Genomic DNA, 16,185 nt, shown 5'->3' on the forward strand with positions numbered 1-16,185 from the left:
AACGCCCCGGCCTGAAGCCGGGGCGTTTGCTTTTGGCGATGTCGCTTCGCCTCAGCCCTGCCAGTGCGCCAGCACCGCGAGCATCAGCAGCGCGACGATGTTGGTGATCTTGATCATCGGGTTCACGGCCGGACCGGCCGTATCCTTGTAGGGATCGCCGACGGTGTCGCCCGTAACCGCGGCCTTGTGGGCGTCCGAGCCCTTGCCGCCGTGATGGCCTTCCTCGATCAGCTTCTTGGCGTTGTCCCAAGCGCCGCCGCCCGACGTCATCGAGATGGCCACGAACAGACCCGTCACGATCACGCCGACCAGCAGCGCGCCGAGCGAAGCGAGCGCGTTCGACGGGCCCGAGATCGCATAGACCACGATGAACAAGGCGATCGGCGCGAGCACCGGCAGCATCGACGGCACGATCATCTCCTTGATCGCGGCGCGAGTGAGGATGTCGACGGCGCGGCCATAGTTCGGCTTCGCCGTGCGCTCCATGATGCCGGGGATTTCCTTGAACTGGCGGCGGACTTCCTCGACCACCGCCTGCGCGGCGCGGCCGACCGCCGTCATCGACCAGCCGCCGAACAGGTATGGCAGCAGGCCGCCGATAAACAGGCCAACGATCACGTACGGATTGTTGAGCGCGAAGTCCGGCGTCACGCCGTCGAAGAAGCGGAACTCCTCCGGGTTCGACGCATAGAAACGCAGGTCCTCGAAGTACGCCGCAAACAGCACGAGCGCGCCGAGACCGGCCGAGCCGATCGCGTAGCCTTTGGTGACCGCCTTCGTCGTGTTGCCGACCGCGTCGAGCGCATCAGTGGTGACGCGCACTTCCTTCGGCAGCTCCGCCATTTCGGCGATGCCGCCGGCGTTGTCGGTGACCGGACCGAAGGCGTCGAGGGCGACGATGATGCCCGCGACCGAGAGCATGGTCGTGACAGCGATGGCGATGCCAAACAGACCCGCCAGCGTGTAGCAGGCGATGATGCCCGCGACGATGGTGATCGCCGGCAGCGCCGTCGATTCCATCGAAACGGCGAGGCCTTGGATCACGTTGGTGCCGTGGCCGGAGACCGACGCTTGCGCGACGCTCTTCACCGGACGGAAGCCGGTGCCGGTGTAGTATTCCGTGATCCACACGATCGCGCCCGTCACGAGCAGACCGACCAGACCGCAGATGAAGAGGTCCTGGCCGGTGATGCCGGCGAGTTCGTTCGTCGGCCCGAGGCTCGGCGCAATCGAGTCGAACCCGGTCGTGACTTGGATCGCTAGCGCGAGGCCGCCAGCGGAGAGAATGCCCGCCGCGACCAGGCCCTTATAGAGCGCGCCCATGATGTTGTTGGACGGGCCCAGACGAACGAAGAACGTGCCGATGATCGAAGCGATGATCGCCACGCCGCCGATCGCCAGCGGCAGCAGCATGATTGCTGAAACTTCCGGCGCAGCGCGGAAGAGGATCGAGCCCAGCACCATGGTCGCGACCGCCGTCACCGCATAGGTTTCGAACAGGTCCGCGGCCATGCCGGCGCAATCGCCGACATTGTCGCCGACGTTATCGGCGATCGTGGCCGGATTGCGCGGATCGTCTTCCGGGATGCCGGCTTCGACCTTGCCGACCATGTCGCCGCCAACGTCGGCGCCTTTGGTGAAGATGCCGCCGCCGAGACGGGCGAAGATCGAAATCAGCGACGCGCCGAAGCCGAGGCCCACGAGCGAGTCGACAACCGTGCGGCTGGTCGGCTCGAGACCCATGAACTGGGTCAGGATGAGATAGTAAGCCGCAACGCCGAACAGCGCGCCGCCGGCGACGAGCATGCCCGTCACCGCGCCGGCCTTGAACGCCATCTTGAGGCCGCCGGCGAGCGAGGTGCGCGAGGCTTCCGCCGTCCGCACGTTCGCCTGCACCGAGACGTTCATTCCGATGAAGCCGGCCGCGCCCGAGAGCACGGCGCCGATGATGAAGCCGACCGGGATCTGCCACGTCGGCCAGAACGCGACCGCCAGCACGATGACGACGCCGACGCCGACCATAGCGATGGTCGAGTACTGGCGATTCAGATAGGCCTTGGCGCCCTCTTGGATCGCCGCAGCGATTTCCTTCATCCGGTCGCTGCCGGCCGGCGCCTTGGTGATGGCTTGGGTTTCGAGCCAGCCGTAGAGCGCGGCGATGACGCCGCTGGCTACGACCAGCCAAAGGATCAGTTCTTGGCTCATTGCACCTGTCCTGGGCGCGGGTCCCGCGCCGGTTGGGGAAATGGGTTGGCCGCCCCGCGACAGTCCGTCTGCGGCGACGCTTCCCCCAAAGGTGGCGCTCTACTGCCAAAAACCGCCACATTCCGCAACGGGCGGCGTGACCCGGTGTCAGATGCCCGAGCCCTGGCTCGAATAGGTCGCGACGATGGAGACCCCCGCCACGGCCCGTTCGCCCAACGCTTGAGCGGCCGCGGCGGTGTAAACCCGGATGGCGAGCGGCTCGTTGAGGGCATTGTCGTCATTGGCGGCGGCGAGGTCGTTGGCGTGACTTGCGCGGACCAGAGCGTCGCGCAGGAACTGCGCCCGTTCGCGCGTGCGCCAGAGATCCACGCTCTGGGCGATTTCGACGCGAACCGAAACGAACAGGTAGTTCACCAGCACGCCGTCGCGGACCACCGGCACGGCCAAATACGGCGCGTCCATGGAGCGCGACGAAGCAGCCGGTTCGCCCTCTTCGGCGGCTGCCTTTTGCTTCGCAGGCGCACCGGACGCGTAGGCGAGCCCGACCGCAGAAAGCGAGACGGCGAGCAGAACGGCGGCGAAGACGCTCTTCATGACGCCAGACTCGCCTGCGCCGGTTATCGGCGCGTTACCGGCCGAGCTTGTGGGCGTAGCTGGGCGCCGGGATCGGGATCACGTCGCCTTGGCGATTGACCACCTGCACGCCCTCGCCGGCCTCGACCGCCCCGATCCGCGTCAGCCGCAATGCGCCGGCGCCGGGCAGAGATTCCAGCTCGGCGCGGGCGGCGGCAGGCGCGGTGAACAGGACGACGTAGTCGTCGCCGGCGGTGATCAGCTTGCGGAAATCGCCGCCGCTGAAAGCCCAGCGTTCCGCCGGGATCGAAAACGGGATCGCATTCGCTTCGATCTTGAGCGCCGCCCCGGAAGCCGCCGCAAGCTTGCCCGCGTCGCCGACCAGACCATCGGACACATCCATCGACGCATTGGCGTAACGCGAGACGATGTCGGCGCACTCGGGCCTGACGAAGGGCGCGAGGTAAGTCGACATGAGCCATGCCGCCTCGGCGTCGAACGGCTTGCCCGGCAACGTGAGATAATCCGGAGTCTGCCCGGCCAGCGCTGCGGTGTTGACGCGCGCTTCTTGCTCGTCGCGCCCGCGCGTCACCTCTTCCAACGCCATGGCGCCGGTGCGCAGCTGCAGTCCGAGCCAAGCCGAACCGATCTCCCCGCCGACGAGCCAGACATCGTCGCCGATCTTCGCGTCCGCGCGCGACGGCGTGCGCTCGGAAAGCGGCTCGCCGAAGGCGGTGACGGAGATCGTCAACGGCCCCGCAGTCGACGTCGTATCGCCGCCGAGCAAGGTCATTCCGAAATAGGCGAGATCGCCGCCGAACGATTCCGCGAACAATTCAATTTGTTCGGCGGGCCGCGCGTTCGGCCAGATCAGCGTCAGCAGCGCCGCGCGCGGCTGCGCGCCCTTTGCAATCAGATCCGACACGTTCACGCGCAGCGCTTTCATCGCCACGGTGGCGATCGGATCGTCGCTCAGAAAATGCACGCCCTCAACGATCGCGTCGGTGGTTACGACATGGCGGCCGTCGATCAGGGCGGCGTCATCGGCGAGGCCCCGTGCATCCGCGGACGTCGCCAGCGGCGCGAACAGGCGCTTGATGGTCTCGAATTCGTCTGCCGAGTCGGAGGACATGGGCGAAGCGCTTACGCGCCCTGATCGCCCGAACGCAAGTCACGGGCGCACGCGTCCAAGGTAGCGTTCACGAAGCCCGGCTCAGGCCCGTCGAAAAACGACTTAGCTATTTCGACATATTCATCGATGACGACCGGCACCGGGATGTCGGGCCGCTGTTCGAGCTCCGCCGCGCCGGCGCGCAGAATGGCGCGCGCGACGGCATCGAGCCGCTCGAGCCGCCAGCCTTTGCTCAGATGACGGGCGATAGCGCGATCGAGCGTGCGCTGGCGATCGACCGCCTTCTCCACCAGCACCTTGAAGAGATCGAGATCGCCTTCGGAGTCGGTGTAGGTCGCTTCGGTTTCGCGCGGCAGCTTGCCGGCGGAGAAGTCTGCGATCACATCCGCGGTGGACGCGCCGGAAACTTCCATTTGATAAAGCGCCTGCACGGCGCCCAAGCGCGCAGCGCTGCGCGCGGCGTTCGGCGCCGCATTCATGATGCGCGGTCCGGGAAGCGGCGCTTCATCGCGATCATGGCGAGGCACGCGCGCATCGCTTCGCCGCCTTTGTCGCCGCGCGTTGGATCGGCGCGCGCTTGAGCCTGTTCAATATTCTCCACGGTGAGAATGCCATAGCCGATGGCAAGTCCGCCGCGAACAGAAAGATCCATCAGCGCCCGCGCGCTCTCGCCGCAGACATAGTCGTAATGGCTGGTCTCGCCGCGAACGACGCAGCCGAGCGCAAGGAACCCGTCATACTCGCCGGTGCGCGCAGCGTGGGCGATTGCGGCCGGGATTTCGAATGCGCCCGGCACGGCGACGCTGTCGAGCGTCACGCCTGCTTCGGCTGCCGTCGCCTCGGCCCCGTGTTGCAGCTGGTCGGCAATGGCGCGGTAGTACGGCGCCAGCACCATCAGCACCCGGGCGCCCGCGACATCGGCGATCGGAAACTTGTCGGCGTCCTGCTTCACGACTTGAACCCGCGCCAGCCATCGATGGAGAGGCCATAGCCTTCGAGCCCGACCAGCTTCTGCGGGTTGTCCGACAGCGCGATCATGCGCGTCACGCCAAGCTCGCGCAGAATCTGCGAGCCGATGCCGATGACGCGCAATTCGTCGTCCGCTTCCTGCTCTGGCGGCTCGCCCTTCAGCCGGCGCGAAAGCGCATCCGGCACCAGATCGCGCAGCAGGACGAGAACGCCCGCCCCTTCGGCTTCGATCTCCGCAAGTGCTTTGTCGATCATGCCCGCGCGTGCGCCGTAGCCGCCCATGACGTCCGCGGCGAAGTCGATCCGGTGCACGCGGACGAGCGTCGGGGTCGTCGCGCTGATCTCGCCTTTCACCAACGCAGCATGCTCGACGCCGTCGAGCCGGTTGCGAAACACTGCGAGACGGAAACCCTCGCCCACACGTGTCTCGAACGCGCTTTCGTGCAGCTTTTCGATGAAGCGGTCGTTGGCGCGGCGATAAGCGATCAATTCGTCGATCGCGCCGATCTTCAGGTTGTGGAATTGCGCGAACGCGACCAACTCCGGCAGACGCGCCATGGTGCCGTCGTCGTTCATGATCTCGCAAATCACCGCGGACGCATTGAGCCCCGCCGCGCGCGCGATGTCGACGCTCGCCTCGGTATGGCCCGCGCGCACGAGCACGCCGCCGTCCCGCGCCATCAGAGGAAAGACGTGGCCTGGCGAGACAATGTCGTTCGCGCCCTTGCTCGCGTCGATCGCCGTGGCGATGGTGAGCGCACGGTCGGCGGCCGAGATGCCGGTGGAAATGCCCTCCTTAGCTTCGATCGACACGGTGAACGCGGTGCCGAGCCGCGCTTGATTGCGCGGCGCCATGGGCTCGAGGCCGAGCGCTCGCGTGCGCTCGGCGGTGAGCGCGAGACAGATGAGGCCACGGCCGTGCTTGGCCATGAAGTTGACCGCGGCGGGGGTGGCGAATTGTGCGGGAATGATGAGGTCGCCCTCGTTCTCGCGGTCCTCCGCATCGACGAGGATGAACATGCGGCCCTCGCGCGCTTCCTCGATGATCTCGGGGATCGGCGAAATGGCGCGCTTGAGTTCAGCGATCGGGGACGGCTTGGCCGCCATTATGCATTTCTCCGCGCTTCGACGAGGCGCGCGGCATAGCGCGCCATCATGTCGGCTTCCAGATTGACCTTATCGCCTGCCCGAAGCGCGGACAAAGTCGTAACCGCCCAAGTGTGCGGAATGATGAGGACGCCAAAGCCTTCCGCGTCCACTTCATTGACGGTGAGAGAGACGCCCGACACCGCAATTGAGCCCTTCTGCGCGATCAGATGTTCGATCTCCGGCGGCGGCGTGATTTTGAGCCGCCAGCCTTCGCCGTCCTGACGCACCGAGAGCACCTCGCCGAGGCCGTCGATATGCCCCTGCACGATATGGCCGCCAAGTTCGTCGCCGACGCGAAGCGAACGCTCCAGGTTCACCCGATCTCCCACTCTCAGCTCGCCCATGGTGGTGAGTGCGAGACTTTCGGCCGCCACCTCGACGATGTGAGCCATGCCGCCCGGGCGTGACGTCGCCTCGACGACGGTCAGGCACACCCCGTCATGCGCGATCGAGGCGCCGATCTCGACGCTGGCTGGATCGTACGAACTCTCGATCGTGAGCCGCGCGAGGCCCGGCAGGCGCTCGACCGCCTTCACCTCCCCCATCGCGCTGACAATGCCGGTAAACATGAACAGGTTCTAAGGTGTTGGGTTCTGGGTGTTAGGTGACTCAGGCGAAGTGTGGATTCTAGGACTAGGGATCGCTCGCTTTTCGCGCGCCTAGAACCCAACACCTAGAACCCAACACCTATCCACGCTCGTAGCTTTCCCAGAGATCGGGGCCAAGCTCGCGCAATGCAACTCGCCGCCAAGCCGGCGCCTCGGCGAGGCGGGCGAGTTCGAGCGCCGCTACGGAAGGACGGCCGTCGCCGCCGAGCACGATCGGCGCGCGGAACCACTCCAGCCGGTCGACAGCATCGGCGCCGAGCAGCGAGGCGGCCAGCACGCCGCCGCCCTCCACCAGCACGCGCTCGATGCCCTCGGAAGCCAGCAAATCCAGCGCCGCCTCGGCGTCAACGCCCACCGGCCCGCGCGCGACCGCCGCCGTCTGCGCGCCGGCGGCTTCAAGCTTCCCGCGCGCGGCGGCGTCGCCATCGGCCGCGCCGATGATCAGCACCGGTCCGCGGTCGAAGCTGGCGAAGAGACGCCCGCGCGGCGGCAGGCTGAATTCCGTATCGAGCACGACGCGCAAAGGCTGACGCCGCGGCGGCGGCTCGGTGCGCGCCAGCAGCTCCGGATCGTCGGCGCGGGCGGTCCCGGCGCCGATCATCACGGCCTGCGCAGCGGCGCGCAGGCGCTGCACTTCGGCGCGTGACTCTTCGCCCGTGATCCAGCGGCTTTCGCCGGACGCGGTCGCGATGCGCCCGTCGAGCGAAGTCGCCAGTTTCAGGGTGACGTGCGGGCGAGACATGCAAGGCGCATTCATGCGCGCTCGGGCGCCGGTTTGCTAGTGCGCTAGCGCTTGGTCTTCGCCGCTTCTTCGATGAAGTCGGCGAAATCGCTGGCTTCGCGGAAGTCGCGATAGACCGAGGCGTAGCGGACGTAGGCTACCGGATCGAGGTGGTTCAATGCCTCCATCACCATCTCGCCGATGGTTTCGGACGGCACTTCGTTTTCGCCCTGGCTCTCCAGCTTGCGGACGATGCCGGAAATCATCTGCTCGATTTGATCTTGCTCGATCGGCCGCTTGCGTAGTGCGATCGAGAGCGAGCGCGCGAGCTTGTCGCGATCAAACGGCACGCGCCGTCCGGAGCGCTTCAGCACGACCAGATCGCGCAGCTGCACGCGCTCGAACGTGGTGAAGCGCGAGCCGCACTTGTCGCATTGGCGGCGGCGGCGAATGGCGGCGCCGTCCTCGGTCGGACGGCTGTCCTTCACCTGGCTGTCTTCATTCTGACAAAACGGGCAACGCATGGGCGCTCGCTATCGCTCGCAGGGAATTGGGAATTGGGAGTGGTGAATAGGTACGTGGAGTCGGCCCCCAATCCCTAATCCCCAATCCCCAATCCCGTCAGTAGATTGGAAACCGGGCCGTCAGCTGCTCTACCTTCGCAGCAACCGCCGCTTCGGTCGCGGAATTGTCCCCGTTCGATTTCGACAAGCCGTCCAGCACTTCGCAGATCAAATCAGCCACTTGCCGGAATTCCGGCGGCCCAAAGCCGCGCGTGGTGCAGGCCGGCGAGCCGAGCCGCACCCCCGAGGTGACCATCGGCTTTTCCGGGTCGAACGGTATGCCGTTCTTGTTGCAGGTGATGAGCGCACGCTCGAGGCTCTGCTCGCCGGCTTTGCCGGTGACGCGCTTCGGCCTGAGATCGACCAGCATCAAATGGCTGTCGGTTCCGCCCGAAACGACGGCCAAGCCATTCTCGATCAGCCGTGCAGCGAGCGCGCGCGCGTTCTCGAGCGTCCGCTGCGCGTAGAGCTTGAACTCCGGCTGCAGCGCTTCGCCGAATGACACGGCTTTCGCGGCGATCACATGCATCAGCGGCCCGCCCTGCAGACCAGGGAAGACCGCCGAGTTGATCTTCTTGCCGAGATCCTCGTCGTTCGAGAGGATCATGCCGCCGCGCGGACCGCGCAGCGTCTTGTGCGTCGTCGTCGTGACGACATGCGCGTGCGGCAGCGGCGACGAATAGACGCCGCCGGCGACGAGGCCGGCATAGTGGGCCATGTCCACCATCAGAATGGCGCCCACTTCGTCGGCGATCTCGCGGAAGCGCTTAAAATCAATCTGGCGCGAATAGGCGGAGGCGCCGGCGAGGATCAGCTTCGGCCGCTCGCGGCGCGCGATCTCCGCGACTTGGTCGTAGTCGATCAGGTGATCGTCTTCGCGCACCCCGTAGGCGACAGGCTGAAACCACTTGCCGGAGATGTTGACCGGCGAGCCGTGCGTAAGGTGGCCGCCGCAGGCCAAGTCCATGCCGAGGAACTTGTCGCCCGGATTGAGCAGCGCGAAGAACACGGCCTGATTGGCGTTGGCCCCGGAATGCGGCTGGACATTCGCGTACTTGCAGTCGAACAGGCGCTTGGCGCGGTCGATGGCGAGGCGCTCGACTTCATCGACAAATTCACAGCCGCCGTAATAGCGCCGGCCCGGATAGCCTTCGGCGTACTTGTTCGTCAGCACCGAGCCCTGCGCTTCCAGCACCGCGCGCGAGACGATGTTCTCCGAGGCGATCAGCTCGATCTGGCGTTGCTGCCGGCCGAGCTCCGCCTTGACGGCGCTCTGAATGTCCGGGTCAGCGCGCTCCAGTGAAGCCTCGAAAAAACGGTCGCGCTCGGCAGCGCGTCCGGCAGCTTGGGTCATGTACGAACCTCGCCCACAACAGGTGGTGTTGGAATCTCAGCGACCATAGTTCGCCCGTACGACGTAAGCAAAGCCGGCTTTTCAGTTCGCCCGAAAGGCGTGACGACTGTAAAAAATCAAGCTGAGCATAGCTAGGTCGAGAGTAATACTTGCCGTTGCTAGGATATCCGCCCTATACGAAGCAGAATGCGTTGTATTCGCTGCGAAACGGACGCGGTCCATGCGGGATGAAGACGAAGTCGTGGTAGGCGGCGGCGACGCCGAAGCATTGCGCATGACCACGGACATTGTCGCATCATTTGTCGCGAACAACAAAGTCTCGTCCGAAGAACTGGCCGACCTGATCCGATCGGTGCATCGCACCTTGTGCGGATTGACCGGCGCCGACGGCGAGCGCCCGGCGGAACGGCCCAAGCCCGCCGCGCCGATCGGCAAGTCGGTTCAGAACGATTACATCGTCTGCCTGGAAGACGGCAAAAAGCTCAAAATGCTCAAGCGCTACTTGCGCTCGACGTACAACATGTCGCCCGACGAGTACCGCAAGCGCTGGGGCCTGCCGGCCGACTATCCGATGGTCGCCCCCGCCTACGCCGCGCGCCGGTCCGAGTTCGCCAAGAAGATCGGCCTCGGCAAAGGCGTCCGCCGCAAGGATTAGCTCAGACCAGCTTGCCCGGCCGCTCCGGCGGCGGATCGCCCTCGCCCGCATCCTTCAGCGCCCGCTCCAGCTTCCTCAGCGCTAGGGCGCGCACATCGGCGAGCGCAGCGCTCGCCGGCGCCTGCACCACCACCTCGACGCCTGTCGCTGTGTCTATGGCCGCCACGCGCTGGATGTCGCCGATCCGCGCGATCTCGAAAATAACTTCGCGCTCGTCGCTCACGCCGGGGTGTGAACCGGGCACATCGCCCAGACCGCCTTCAGCGACGCGATCAACTGATCCATCAATTCATCGTCGTGAAACGGACTTGGCGTGATGCGCAGCCGCTCGGTGCCGCGCGGCACCGTCGGATAATTGATCGGCTGCACGTAGATGCCGTGCTCGTTAAGCAGGATGTCGGAAATCTTCTTGCAGCGCGCCGCATCGCCGACCAGCACCGGCACGATGTGCGTCGTCGATTCCGACATCACCGGGATGCCCGCCTCGCGCAGCAGCGCCTTTAAGCGCTCGGAGCGCTCCTGCAGCCGATCGCGCAAATGCGGGCATTCGCGCACGATGCGCACGCTTTCCAGCGCGGCCGCGGCGATCGAAGGCGCAAGCGAGGTCGTGAAGATGAAGCCTGAAGCGGTCGAGCGGATCGCATCGATGGCCGCCGCCGGACCGGTGACGTAACCGCCCATCGTGCCGAATGCTTTCGCCAGCGTGCCTTCGATGAAATCGACGCGGTGCATCACCCCGTCGCGCTCGGCGACGCCGCCGCCTGTCGGCCCATAGAGGCCCACGCCATGCACTTCGTCGAGATAAGTCATCGCGCCGTAAGCCCGCGCAATGTCGCAGATCGCTTCGATCGGGGCGGTGTCGCCGTCCATCGAATAGACGCTCTCGAACGCGATCAGCTTCGGCGCGTGCGCCGGCGCTTCGTTGATCAAAGCCTCGAGGTGCTGGATGTCGTTATGACGGAAGATCCGGCGCTCGCACTTGGCGCGGCGGATGCCTTCGATCATCGAGGCGTGGTTCTGCTCGTCGGAGAAAATCCAGAGGTCCGGGAAGAGCTTGGCCAAGGTCGACAGGGTCGCGTCGTTCGACACATAGCCGGACGTGAACAAGAGCGCCGCTTCCTTGCCGTGCAGCGTCGCCAGCTCGCGCTCGAGATCGACGTGATAGCTCGTTGTGCCGGAGATGTTGCGCGTCCCGCCGGCGCCGGCGCCCACCTTGTCGAGCGCCGCGTGCGCAGCGTCGAGCACTTCCGGGCTCTGGCCTTGTCCCAAATAATCGTTGGAGCACCAGACGACGATGTCGCGATAGCTGCCGTCCTCGCGCCGCAGCCGGGCATGCGGAAAGCGGCCGCGCTCGCGCATGATGTCGGCGAACACGCGGTAGCGGCCCTCGTCGCGGATCGCCGCGACGGCGCTCTCGAACACCTGCTTATCTTCGTCTCTCACCCGTGTTCGCCTTTCGCCGCGCTCAGGACGCGCGCTCAGTGTTATAGAATATAAGCGCGCCTCAAGGTAACTGGGGCGCTAGATCGCATGGGACCAGAGAGTTGCGAACGACTCGCATGAACTACACGGCACGCTTCCCCGCGGCCCGGCCGCGTCGCCTGCGCCAGAGCGAGTGGGTTCGCCGCCTCACGCGCGAGCATCGCCTCGGCGCCGACGATCTGATCTGGTCGGTTGTCGTGCACGATGGCGCCGAGGACGAAGTTCCTGTCGCCGCGATGCCCGGCGTCTCGCGTCTGTCGGTGCGCGCGGCGGCGCAAGCGGCGAAACGCGCGGCCAAACTGGGCATCCCGGCGATGGCGATCTTTCCGCACATCGACGGCGCGAAAAAAGATTCGACCGGACGCGAAGCGCTCAATCCGGACGGCCTCATCTGCAGCGTCGTGCGGGCGATGAAGGACGCCGCGCCCGAGGTCGGAATCATGGTCGACGTCGCGCTCGATCCCTTCACTGACCACGGCCATGACGGTCTCCTGCGCGACGGGCGCATCCTCAACGACGAGACCGTAGAACTGCTGACCGAGCAGGCCTTGATCCAAGTCAAGGCGGGCGCCGACATCGTTGCGCCGTCCGACATGATGGACGGGCGCGTCGGCGCCATCCGCAGCGCGCTTGACGCCGAAGGCCATCAGGACACGCTGATCATGTCCTACGCCGCCAAGTACGCGTCGGCCTTCTACGGCCCCTATCGCGAAGCGATCGGCTCGGCCAAGGCGCTGAAAGGCGACAAGCGCACCTATCAGATGGATTACGGCAACAGCGATGAAGCCATGCGCGAAGTCGCGCTCGATGTCGCCGAAGGCGCCGACATGCTGCTGGTCAAGCCCGGCATCGCCTATCTCGACATCGTCGCGCGCGTGAAGGCCGAGTTCGGCCTGCCGACCTACGCGTTCCAGGTCTCGGGCGAATACGCGATGATCAAGGCGGCGGCCGCGCAAGGCTGGATCGACGACGACCGCATCGTCCTCGAAACACTGACCGCCTTCAAACGCGCCGGCGCCGACGGCGTGGTGACGTACTTCGCCGCAAAGGCTGCCGAGCTGCTGGGATAGGCCTAAGCAGCGCGCTGCATTGCGGCTTTGGCGACGGCTTGGCGGACGGCTTCGGCCATCGCTTCGCGTTCGCGGATGTCGCTGCGTTGGGCCGACGCGAGGCTCGTCACCCCGTTCACGCACGCCTCGAGCGCGGCTTTCGCGACCTCGGCCGGCTGCGTCCGCGCGGAGCTGATCTGCAGCGCGAACGCGGCGCAGGCGCGCATGAGCGGGCCATCGCCGGCGCTCACCGCGTACGCTTGCACGGCGCGCAGCGCGGTTTCGCAATCGCGCGGCTGTTTGGGGTCGGTCAAGAACTGCGCCGCGGCGGCGTTCAGCGCCTGAATGGCGAGCTGCAGCATGTCGGCAGACGGCGCCTTGGTTTCGCCAGCCGTCCCGTCGGCCTTGCGCCGGCGCTTGGGCGCGCCCGCGGTGACGATACCGGCGCGTCGGCAGGGGCCGACATAGCCTTCGGCGTCGATGAACGGACGCGGGCTGCCCAGCACTTTGTTGATCGTCGCGAGCAGCACCTTGCCGGAGATCGGTTTGCCGATCAGCGCGTTGCAGCCGGCGTGGCGGCACTCTTCCGCCATCGCGCGCGAGAATGCGCCCGAGGTGATGAAGACCGCGGCCTGGCGGTTCGCCAAGCCTCGATCCCGGCGGAACAGGCGCGTCCAAATCGCGCCGTCGCCGACCGGCAGCTCGAACGAAGAGATGATGATGTTCGCTTTGTAGATCTTCAGCGCATCCATCGCTTCGTCGGGATTGGTGAAGACGCGGACGCGATCGACGCCGGCATTGCGCAGCAGATCGAGAATGATCTGCCCCTCGAACTTGTTCGGTTCGATCAGACAGACGGTCCAAGTCTTGACGTTCATGCCGCGCTCCGGCGCCCAACGAAGGGCCGTAAGCTAACCCAAGCCGCTTAAAAGAGCTTGAAGTCGACGGTAAGGTAAGGCGCGCGTAATGGTTGACGCGCGCTAACGCTGCGGCCGCTCGAGGCGGGCGATCAGGCTGGACGTATCCCAGCGCTTGCCGCCCATGGCCTGCACGTCGGCGTAATAGTCGTCGACCAGCTTCACAAGATCGAGCTTGGCGCCGTTGCGCTCGGCCTCTTCGAGCACAAGTCCCAAATCCTTGCGCATCCAGTCGACGGCGAAGCCGAAATTGAACTGGCCTTCGGCCATGGTCTTCCAGCGGTTCTCCATCTGCCAGCTCTGCGCCGCGCCCTTGGAGATCGCGGCGATCACCTTCTCCACGTCGAGATCGGCGCGTTTGGCGAAGTGCAGGCCTTCCGACAGCCCCTGCAGCACGCCGGCGATACAGATCTGGTTCACCATCTTCGCCAACTGGCCCGAACCGGCTGGGCCAATGAGCGTCATGTTCGCCGCATAGGCCGCCATGATCGGCTGCGCTTCGGCGAACACGCTCGGCTCGCCGCCCGCCATGACGGTGAGTTTGCCGGCCTCGGCGCCGGCTTGCCCGCCGGACACCGGCGCATCGAGAAAACCCAAACTGCGCTCTTCCGCTTTCACCGCGAGTTCGCGCGCAATCTCGGCGGACGCCGTCGTGTGATCGACGAAAATGGCGCCCTTGCGCATGCTCGCCGCCGCCGCTTCGAACACCTCGCGCAAGTCGCGGTCATTGCCCACGCACGAGAAGACAATATCGGCGCCCTCCACCGCGTTGGCGACGGATGTGTAGGTGCGCCCCTGGTGCTTCTGCGCCCAATCGCGCGCCTTGTCCTCGCTGCGGTTGTAGACAGCAACGTCGTGACCGGCCCTGGAGAGATGGCCAGCCATCGGCGCGCCCATTACGCCAAGACCAATGAACGCCGTCTTCGCCATTTACGTGCTCCTCGGATCGTCGGCGCGGCCGTAAAGGCCGCGATAGAAAGTCAGCGCATCGCCCGGCTTCGCGCGGAACCCGGTCACTTCGCCGATGATAATGAGATGGTCGCCTGCGAGACGTCTATCATGGGTGCGGCAGGCAAGGTGCGCCAGACCTGCGCGCAGCACAGGCGCGCCGAAAAATATCTCAGCCTCGCCATCGTCGATACCCTCGCGCTCGGCGCGCGCAAATCGCAAGGCCAGGTCCTGCTCGCCCGCGCTGAGCACGGTCACGCCCCAGGTCTCGGCGGCGGCGAAGAGATCGTATCGTTCCGACTGATCGCCGAGGCACCAGAGCAGCAGCCTCGGCTGCAGCGAAACGGACGTCAGCGAATTTACGGTGATGCCCGACATGCGTCCGTCGGCGCGCGCCGCCGACACCACCGTGACGCCGGTGGCGAAGGCGCTCATCGCGCGTCGAAACGCCTGTTCGGGCTGATCGTCCATTCTCACTCCAAATCACTTCCTCAACGCGATCTTAACGCTGTTCCGCCAATGTCGCGCCCTCTCCGCCAGAACGGACGGACAATGGCCTCTGCGACCAATCAACGCCCCATCATCGTCAAAAAGATCAAGAAGATCGCGGGCGGCCATCACGGCGGCGCGTGGAAGGTCGCGTACGCCGACTTCGTGACGGCCATGATGGCGTTCTTTCTGCTCATGTGGCTGATCAACACGACCAGCCCGGAGCAGCGCCGCGGCATCGCCGAATTCTTCGCCCCCGCCAGCGTCAGCCGCGTCTCCTCCGGCGCAGGCGGCCTGCTCGAAGGCACGAGCTTCGCCGAAGAAGGCGTCCGACATGGCCATTCCGCGCCCGTCGCGCCAGCCTCCGAGCCGCAATACACCTCGAACGCCTCCGACGAAAACCGCGCTCAAAGCGACACCCAGTCCGGCGGCCAGCAGGCGCCGAACGAAGACAGCCTCACGCGCGCGCGGACGCTGCGCGAGAACGCCGAATTCTCGCGCGCCGAAATAGCCATACGCCAAGCAATGCAGGACATGCCGGACGTGGCGGAACTCTCGCGCAACCTGATCGTCGAGCAGACGCCGGAGGGCCTGCGGATCCAGATCGTCGACCAGGAAGGGCGATCCATGTTCAACCCCGGCGACGCTTCGCTGAATGAGCGTGCGCGCCGGCTCATGGTGGCGGTGTCGGGCGCGATCGCGCAGCTGCCGAACCGGATCACCATTTCCGGCCACACCGACGGCACGCGCCCCGGCGGCCGCTACAGCACGAATTTCGAGCTTTCAGCCGCCCGAGCCAACGAGGCGCGGCGGCTGCTCCAGGCCCAGGGCATCCCTACCGAACGCATCTACGAGGTCGCCGGCCGGGCCGACAGCGAGCCCCTGTTCGCCGACGATCCCTCGCTTCCCGGCAACCGCCGCATCGCCATCACGCTCCTCCGAGAAGCGCCGCCGCTGCCCGCCGACCACGCGCTGTAAGCGCGCGATTTTCCTCGACCGCGCGGGATAGAGCGACGCTCTATCCCCCGATTTCGCGCAGGCGCCTGGAGGTTAGACCGCGGGCCTTCCGGCCGGCTTTGCGCTTATCTATCAAGCACAAGCGCCAGTGCGGGCCTGAAGGCCCGCGCTCCAATTCGGCGAATTTCGCAAAACTTATCCGACCCGTCTCAACCGGCGGTACAATGCTCCCCGTCTCGCACACGGGAGCTTTCGAAGACGTCCGAAACCTACGAGAGGTGCGAGACACGGTCGGTGGGAGTTGCCGGCGGGGAGTGAAACCGTCGGGTCCAGGTGAACGGAACGCCTGCCCACAGCACCGGCGAATTGGGAATGGAGCTAAGCCCCGAGACGCCATCCGTCGATGGCGGGTTG

18 protein-coding genes are annotated in these 16,185 nt (G+C 65.9%); 3 read left to right on the plus strand and 15 right to left on the minus strand.

The features are described from left to right. Window positions 1-51: 51 nt before the first annotated feature. The 10 genes from VEA80_RS00495 to glyA form a co-directional block, all read right to left on the minus strand. Window positions 52-2,205, minus strand: a complete 2,154-nt coding sequence (locus tag VEA80_RS00495; protein ID WP_325058716.1) for a sodium-translocating pyrophosphatase — start codon at window positions 2,203-2,205, stop codon at window positions 52-54. A 147-nt stretch (window positions 2,206-2,352) separates the two neighbouring features. After that, window positions 2,353-2,799, minus strand: a complete 447-nt coding sequence (locus tag VEA80_RS00500; RefSeq protein WP_325058717.1) for a hypothetical protein — start codon at window positions 2,797-2,799, stop codon at window positions 2,353-2,355. Between the two features lie 34 nt (window positions 2,800-2,833). Then, window positions 2,834-3,910 (minus strand): thiamine-phosphate kinase, encoded by a 1,077-nt coding sequence (gene thiL / locus VEA80_RS00505; protein WP_325058718.1) that lies wholly within the window; start codon window positions 3,908-3,910, stop codon window positions 2,834-2,836. Window positions 3,911-3,921: 11 nt separating this feature from the next. Further along, window positions 3,922-4,437: a transcription antitermination factor NusB gene (gene nusB, locus VEA80_RS00510; protein ID WP_325058719.1), complete on the minus strand. Its 516-nt coding sequence runs from the start codon at window positions 4,435-4,437 to the stop codon at window positions 3,922-3,924. Then, entirely contained in the window at window positions 4,386-4,862 is a 477-nt protein-coding gene (gene ribH, locus VEA80_RS00515) for a 6,7-dimethyl-8-ribityllumazine synthase (protein WP_325058720.1), read from the minus strand. Before ribH ends, nusB begins: the two co-directional genes overlap by 52 nt. Then, window positions 4,859-5,986 carry a 3,4-dihydroxy-2-butanone-4-phosphate synthase gene (ribB, locus tag VEA80_RS00520; RefSeq protein WP_325058721.1) on the minus strand — a complete coding sequence of 376 codons (1,128 nt, stop codon included), beginning with the start codon at window positions 5,984-5,986 and terminating at the stop codon, window positions 4,859-4,861. Before ribB ends, ribH begins: the two co-directional genes overlap by 4 nt. Beyond that, window positions 5,986-6,597, minus strand: coding sequence for a riboflavin synthase (locus VEA80_RS00525; RefSeq protein ID WP_325058722.1), 612 nt, complete (start codon window positions 6,595-6,597; stop codon window positions 5,986-5,988). The genes ribB and VEA80_RS00525 overlap by 1 nt, the downstream gene beginning before the upstream one ends. Window positions 6,598-6,715: 118 nt before the next feature. After that, window positions 6,716-7,378: a RibD family protein gene (locus VEA80_RS00530; RefSeq protein ID WP_325058723.1), complete on the minus strand. Its 663-nt coding sequence runs from the start codon at window positions 7,376-7,378 to the stop codon at window positions 6,716-6,718. A gap of 44 nt (window positions 7,379-7,422) precedes the next feature. Then, complete coding sequence (gene nrdR, locus VEA80_RS00535) at window positions 7,423-7,881, minus strand: transcriptional regulator NrdR (protein ID WP_325058724.1); 459 nt, start codon at window positions 7,879-7,881, stop codon at window positions 7,423-7,425. A 97-nt stretch (window positions 7,882-7,978) separates the two neighbouring features. Then, entirely contained in the window at window positions 7,979-9,274 is a 1,296-nt protein-coding gene (gene glyA / locus VEA80_RS00540) for a serine hydroxymethyltransferase (protein ID WP_325058725.1), read from the minus strand. Window positions 9,275-9,494: 220 nt separating this feature from the next. Here glyA and VEA80_RS00545 point away from each other — a divergent pair, with 220 nt between their 5' ends. Next, a complete protein-coding gene (locus VEA80_RS00545) occupies window positions 9,495-9,929 on the plus strand; it encodes a MucR family transcriptional regulator (protein WP_325058726.1) in 435 nt (144 codons plus the stop codon). 1 nt (window position 9,930) lies between these two features. Here VEA80_RS00545 and VEA80_RS00550 read toward each other — a convergent pair whose 3' ends face one another. Both VEA80_RS00550 and hemA read right to left on the minus strand, forming a co-directional pair. Further along, window positions 9,931-10,152, minus strand: a complete 222-nt coding sequence (locus tag VEA80_RS00550; RefSeq protein WP_325058727.1) for a DUF6898 family protein — start codon at window positions 10,150-10,152, stop codon at window positions 9,931-9,933. Continuing rightward, window positions 10,149-11,372 (minus strand): 5-aminolevulinate synthase, encoded by a 1,224-nt coding sequence (gene hemA, locus VEA80_RS00555; protein WP_325058728.1) that lies wholly within the window; start codon window positions 11,370-11,372, stop codon window positions 10,149-10,151. Before hemA ends, VEA80_RS00550 begins: the two co-directional genes overlap by 4 nt. Before the next feature lie 116 nt (window positions 11,373-11,488). On the opposite strand from hemA, the gene hemB reads away from it, so the two are divergent. After that, window positions 11,489-12,481 carry a porphobilinogen synthase gene (gene hemB / locus VEA80_RS00560; protein ID WP_325058729.1) on the plus strand — a complete coding sequence of 331 codons (993 nt, stop codon included), beginning with the start codon at window positions 11,489-11,491 and terminating at the stop codon, window positions 12,479-12,481. 2 nt (window positions 12,482-12,483) lie between these two features. Here the strand turns inward: hemB and VEA80_RS00565 are convergent, their stop codons facing one another. The 3 genes from VEA80_RS00565 to VEA80_RS00575 form a co-directional block, all read right to left on the minus strand. Further along, complete coding sequence (locus tag VEA80_RS00565) at window positions 12,484-13,338, minus strand: response regulator (RefSeq protein ID WP_325058730.1); 855 nt, start codon at window positions 13,336-13,338, stop codon at window positions 12,484-12,486. Between the two features lie 102 nt (window positions 13,339-13,440). Beyond that, window positions 13,441-14,307, minus strand: a complete 867-nt coding sequence (locus VEA80_RS00570) for an NAD(P)-dependent oxidoreductase (RefSeq protein ID WP_325058731.1) — start codon at window positions 14,305-14,307, stop codon at window positions 13,441-13,443. After that, window positions 14,308-14,796, minus strand: a complete 489-nt coding sequence (locus VEA80_RS00575; RefSeq protein ID WP_325058732.1) for a flavin reductase family protein — start codon at window positions 14,794-14,796, stop codon at window positions 14,308-14,310. 81 nt (window positions 14,797-14,877) lie between these two features. On the opposite strand from VEA80_RS00575, the gene VEA80_RS00580 reads away from it, so the two are divergent. Next, a complete protein-coding gene (locus tag VEA80_RS00580) occupies window positions 14,878-15,792 on the plus strand; it encodes a flagellar motor protein MotB (RefSeq protein ID WP_325058733.1) in 915 nt (304 codons plus the stop codon). Window positions 15,793-16,185: the final 393 nt, after the last annotated feature.

Source organism: Vitreimonas sp., from assembly GCF_035627415.1.
Lineage (GTDB): Bacteria > Pseudomonadota > Alphaproteobacteria > Caulobacterales > Aquidulcibacteraceae > Vitreimonas.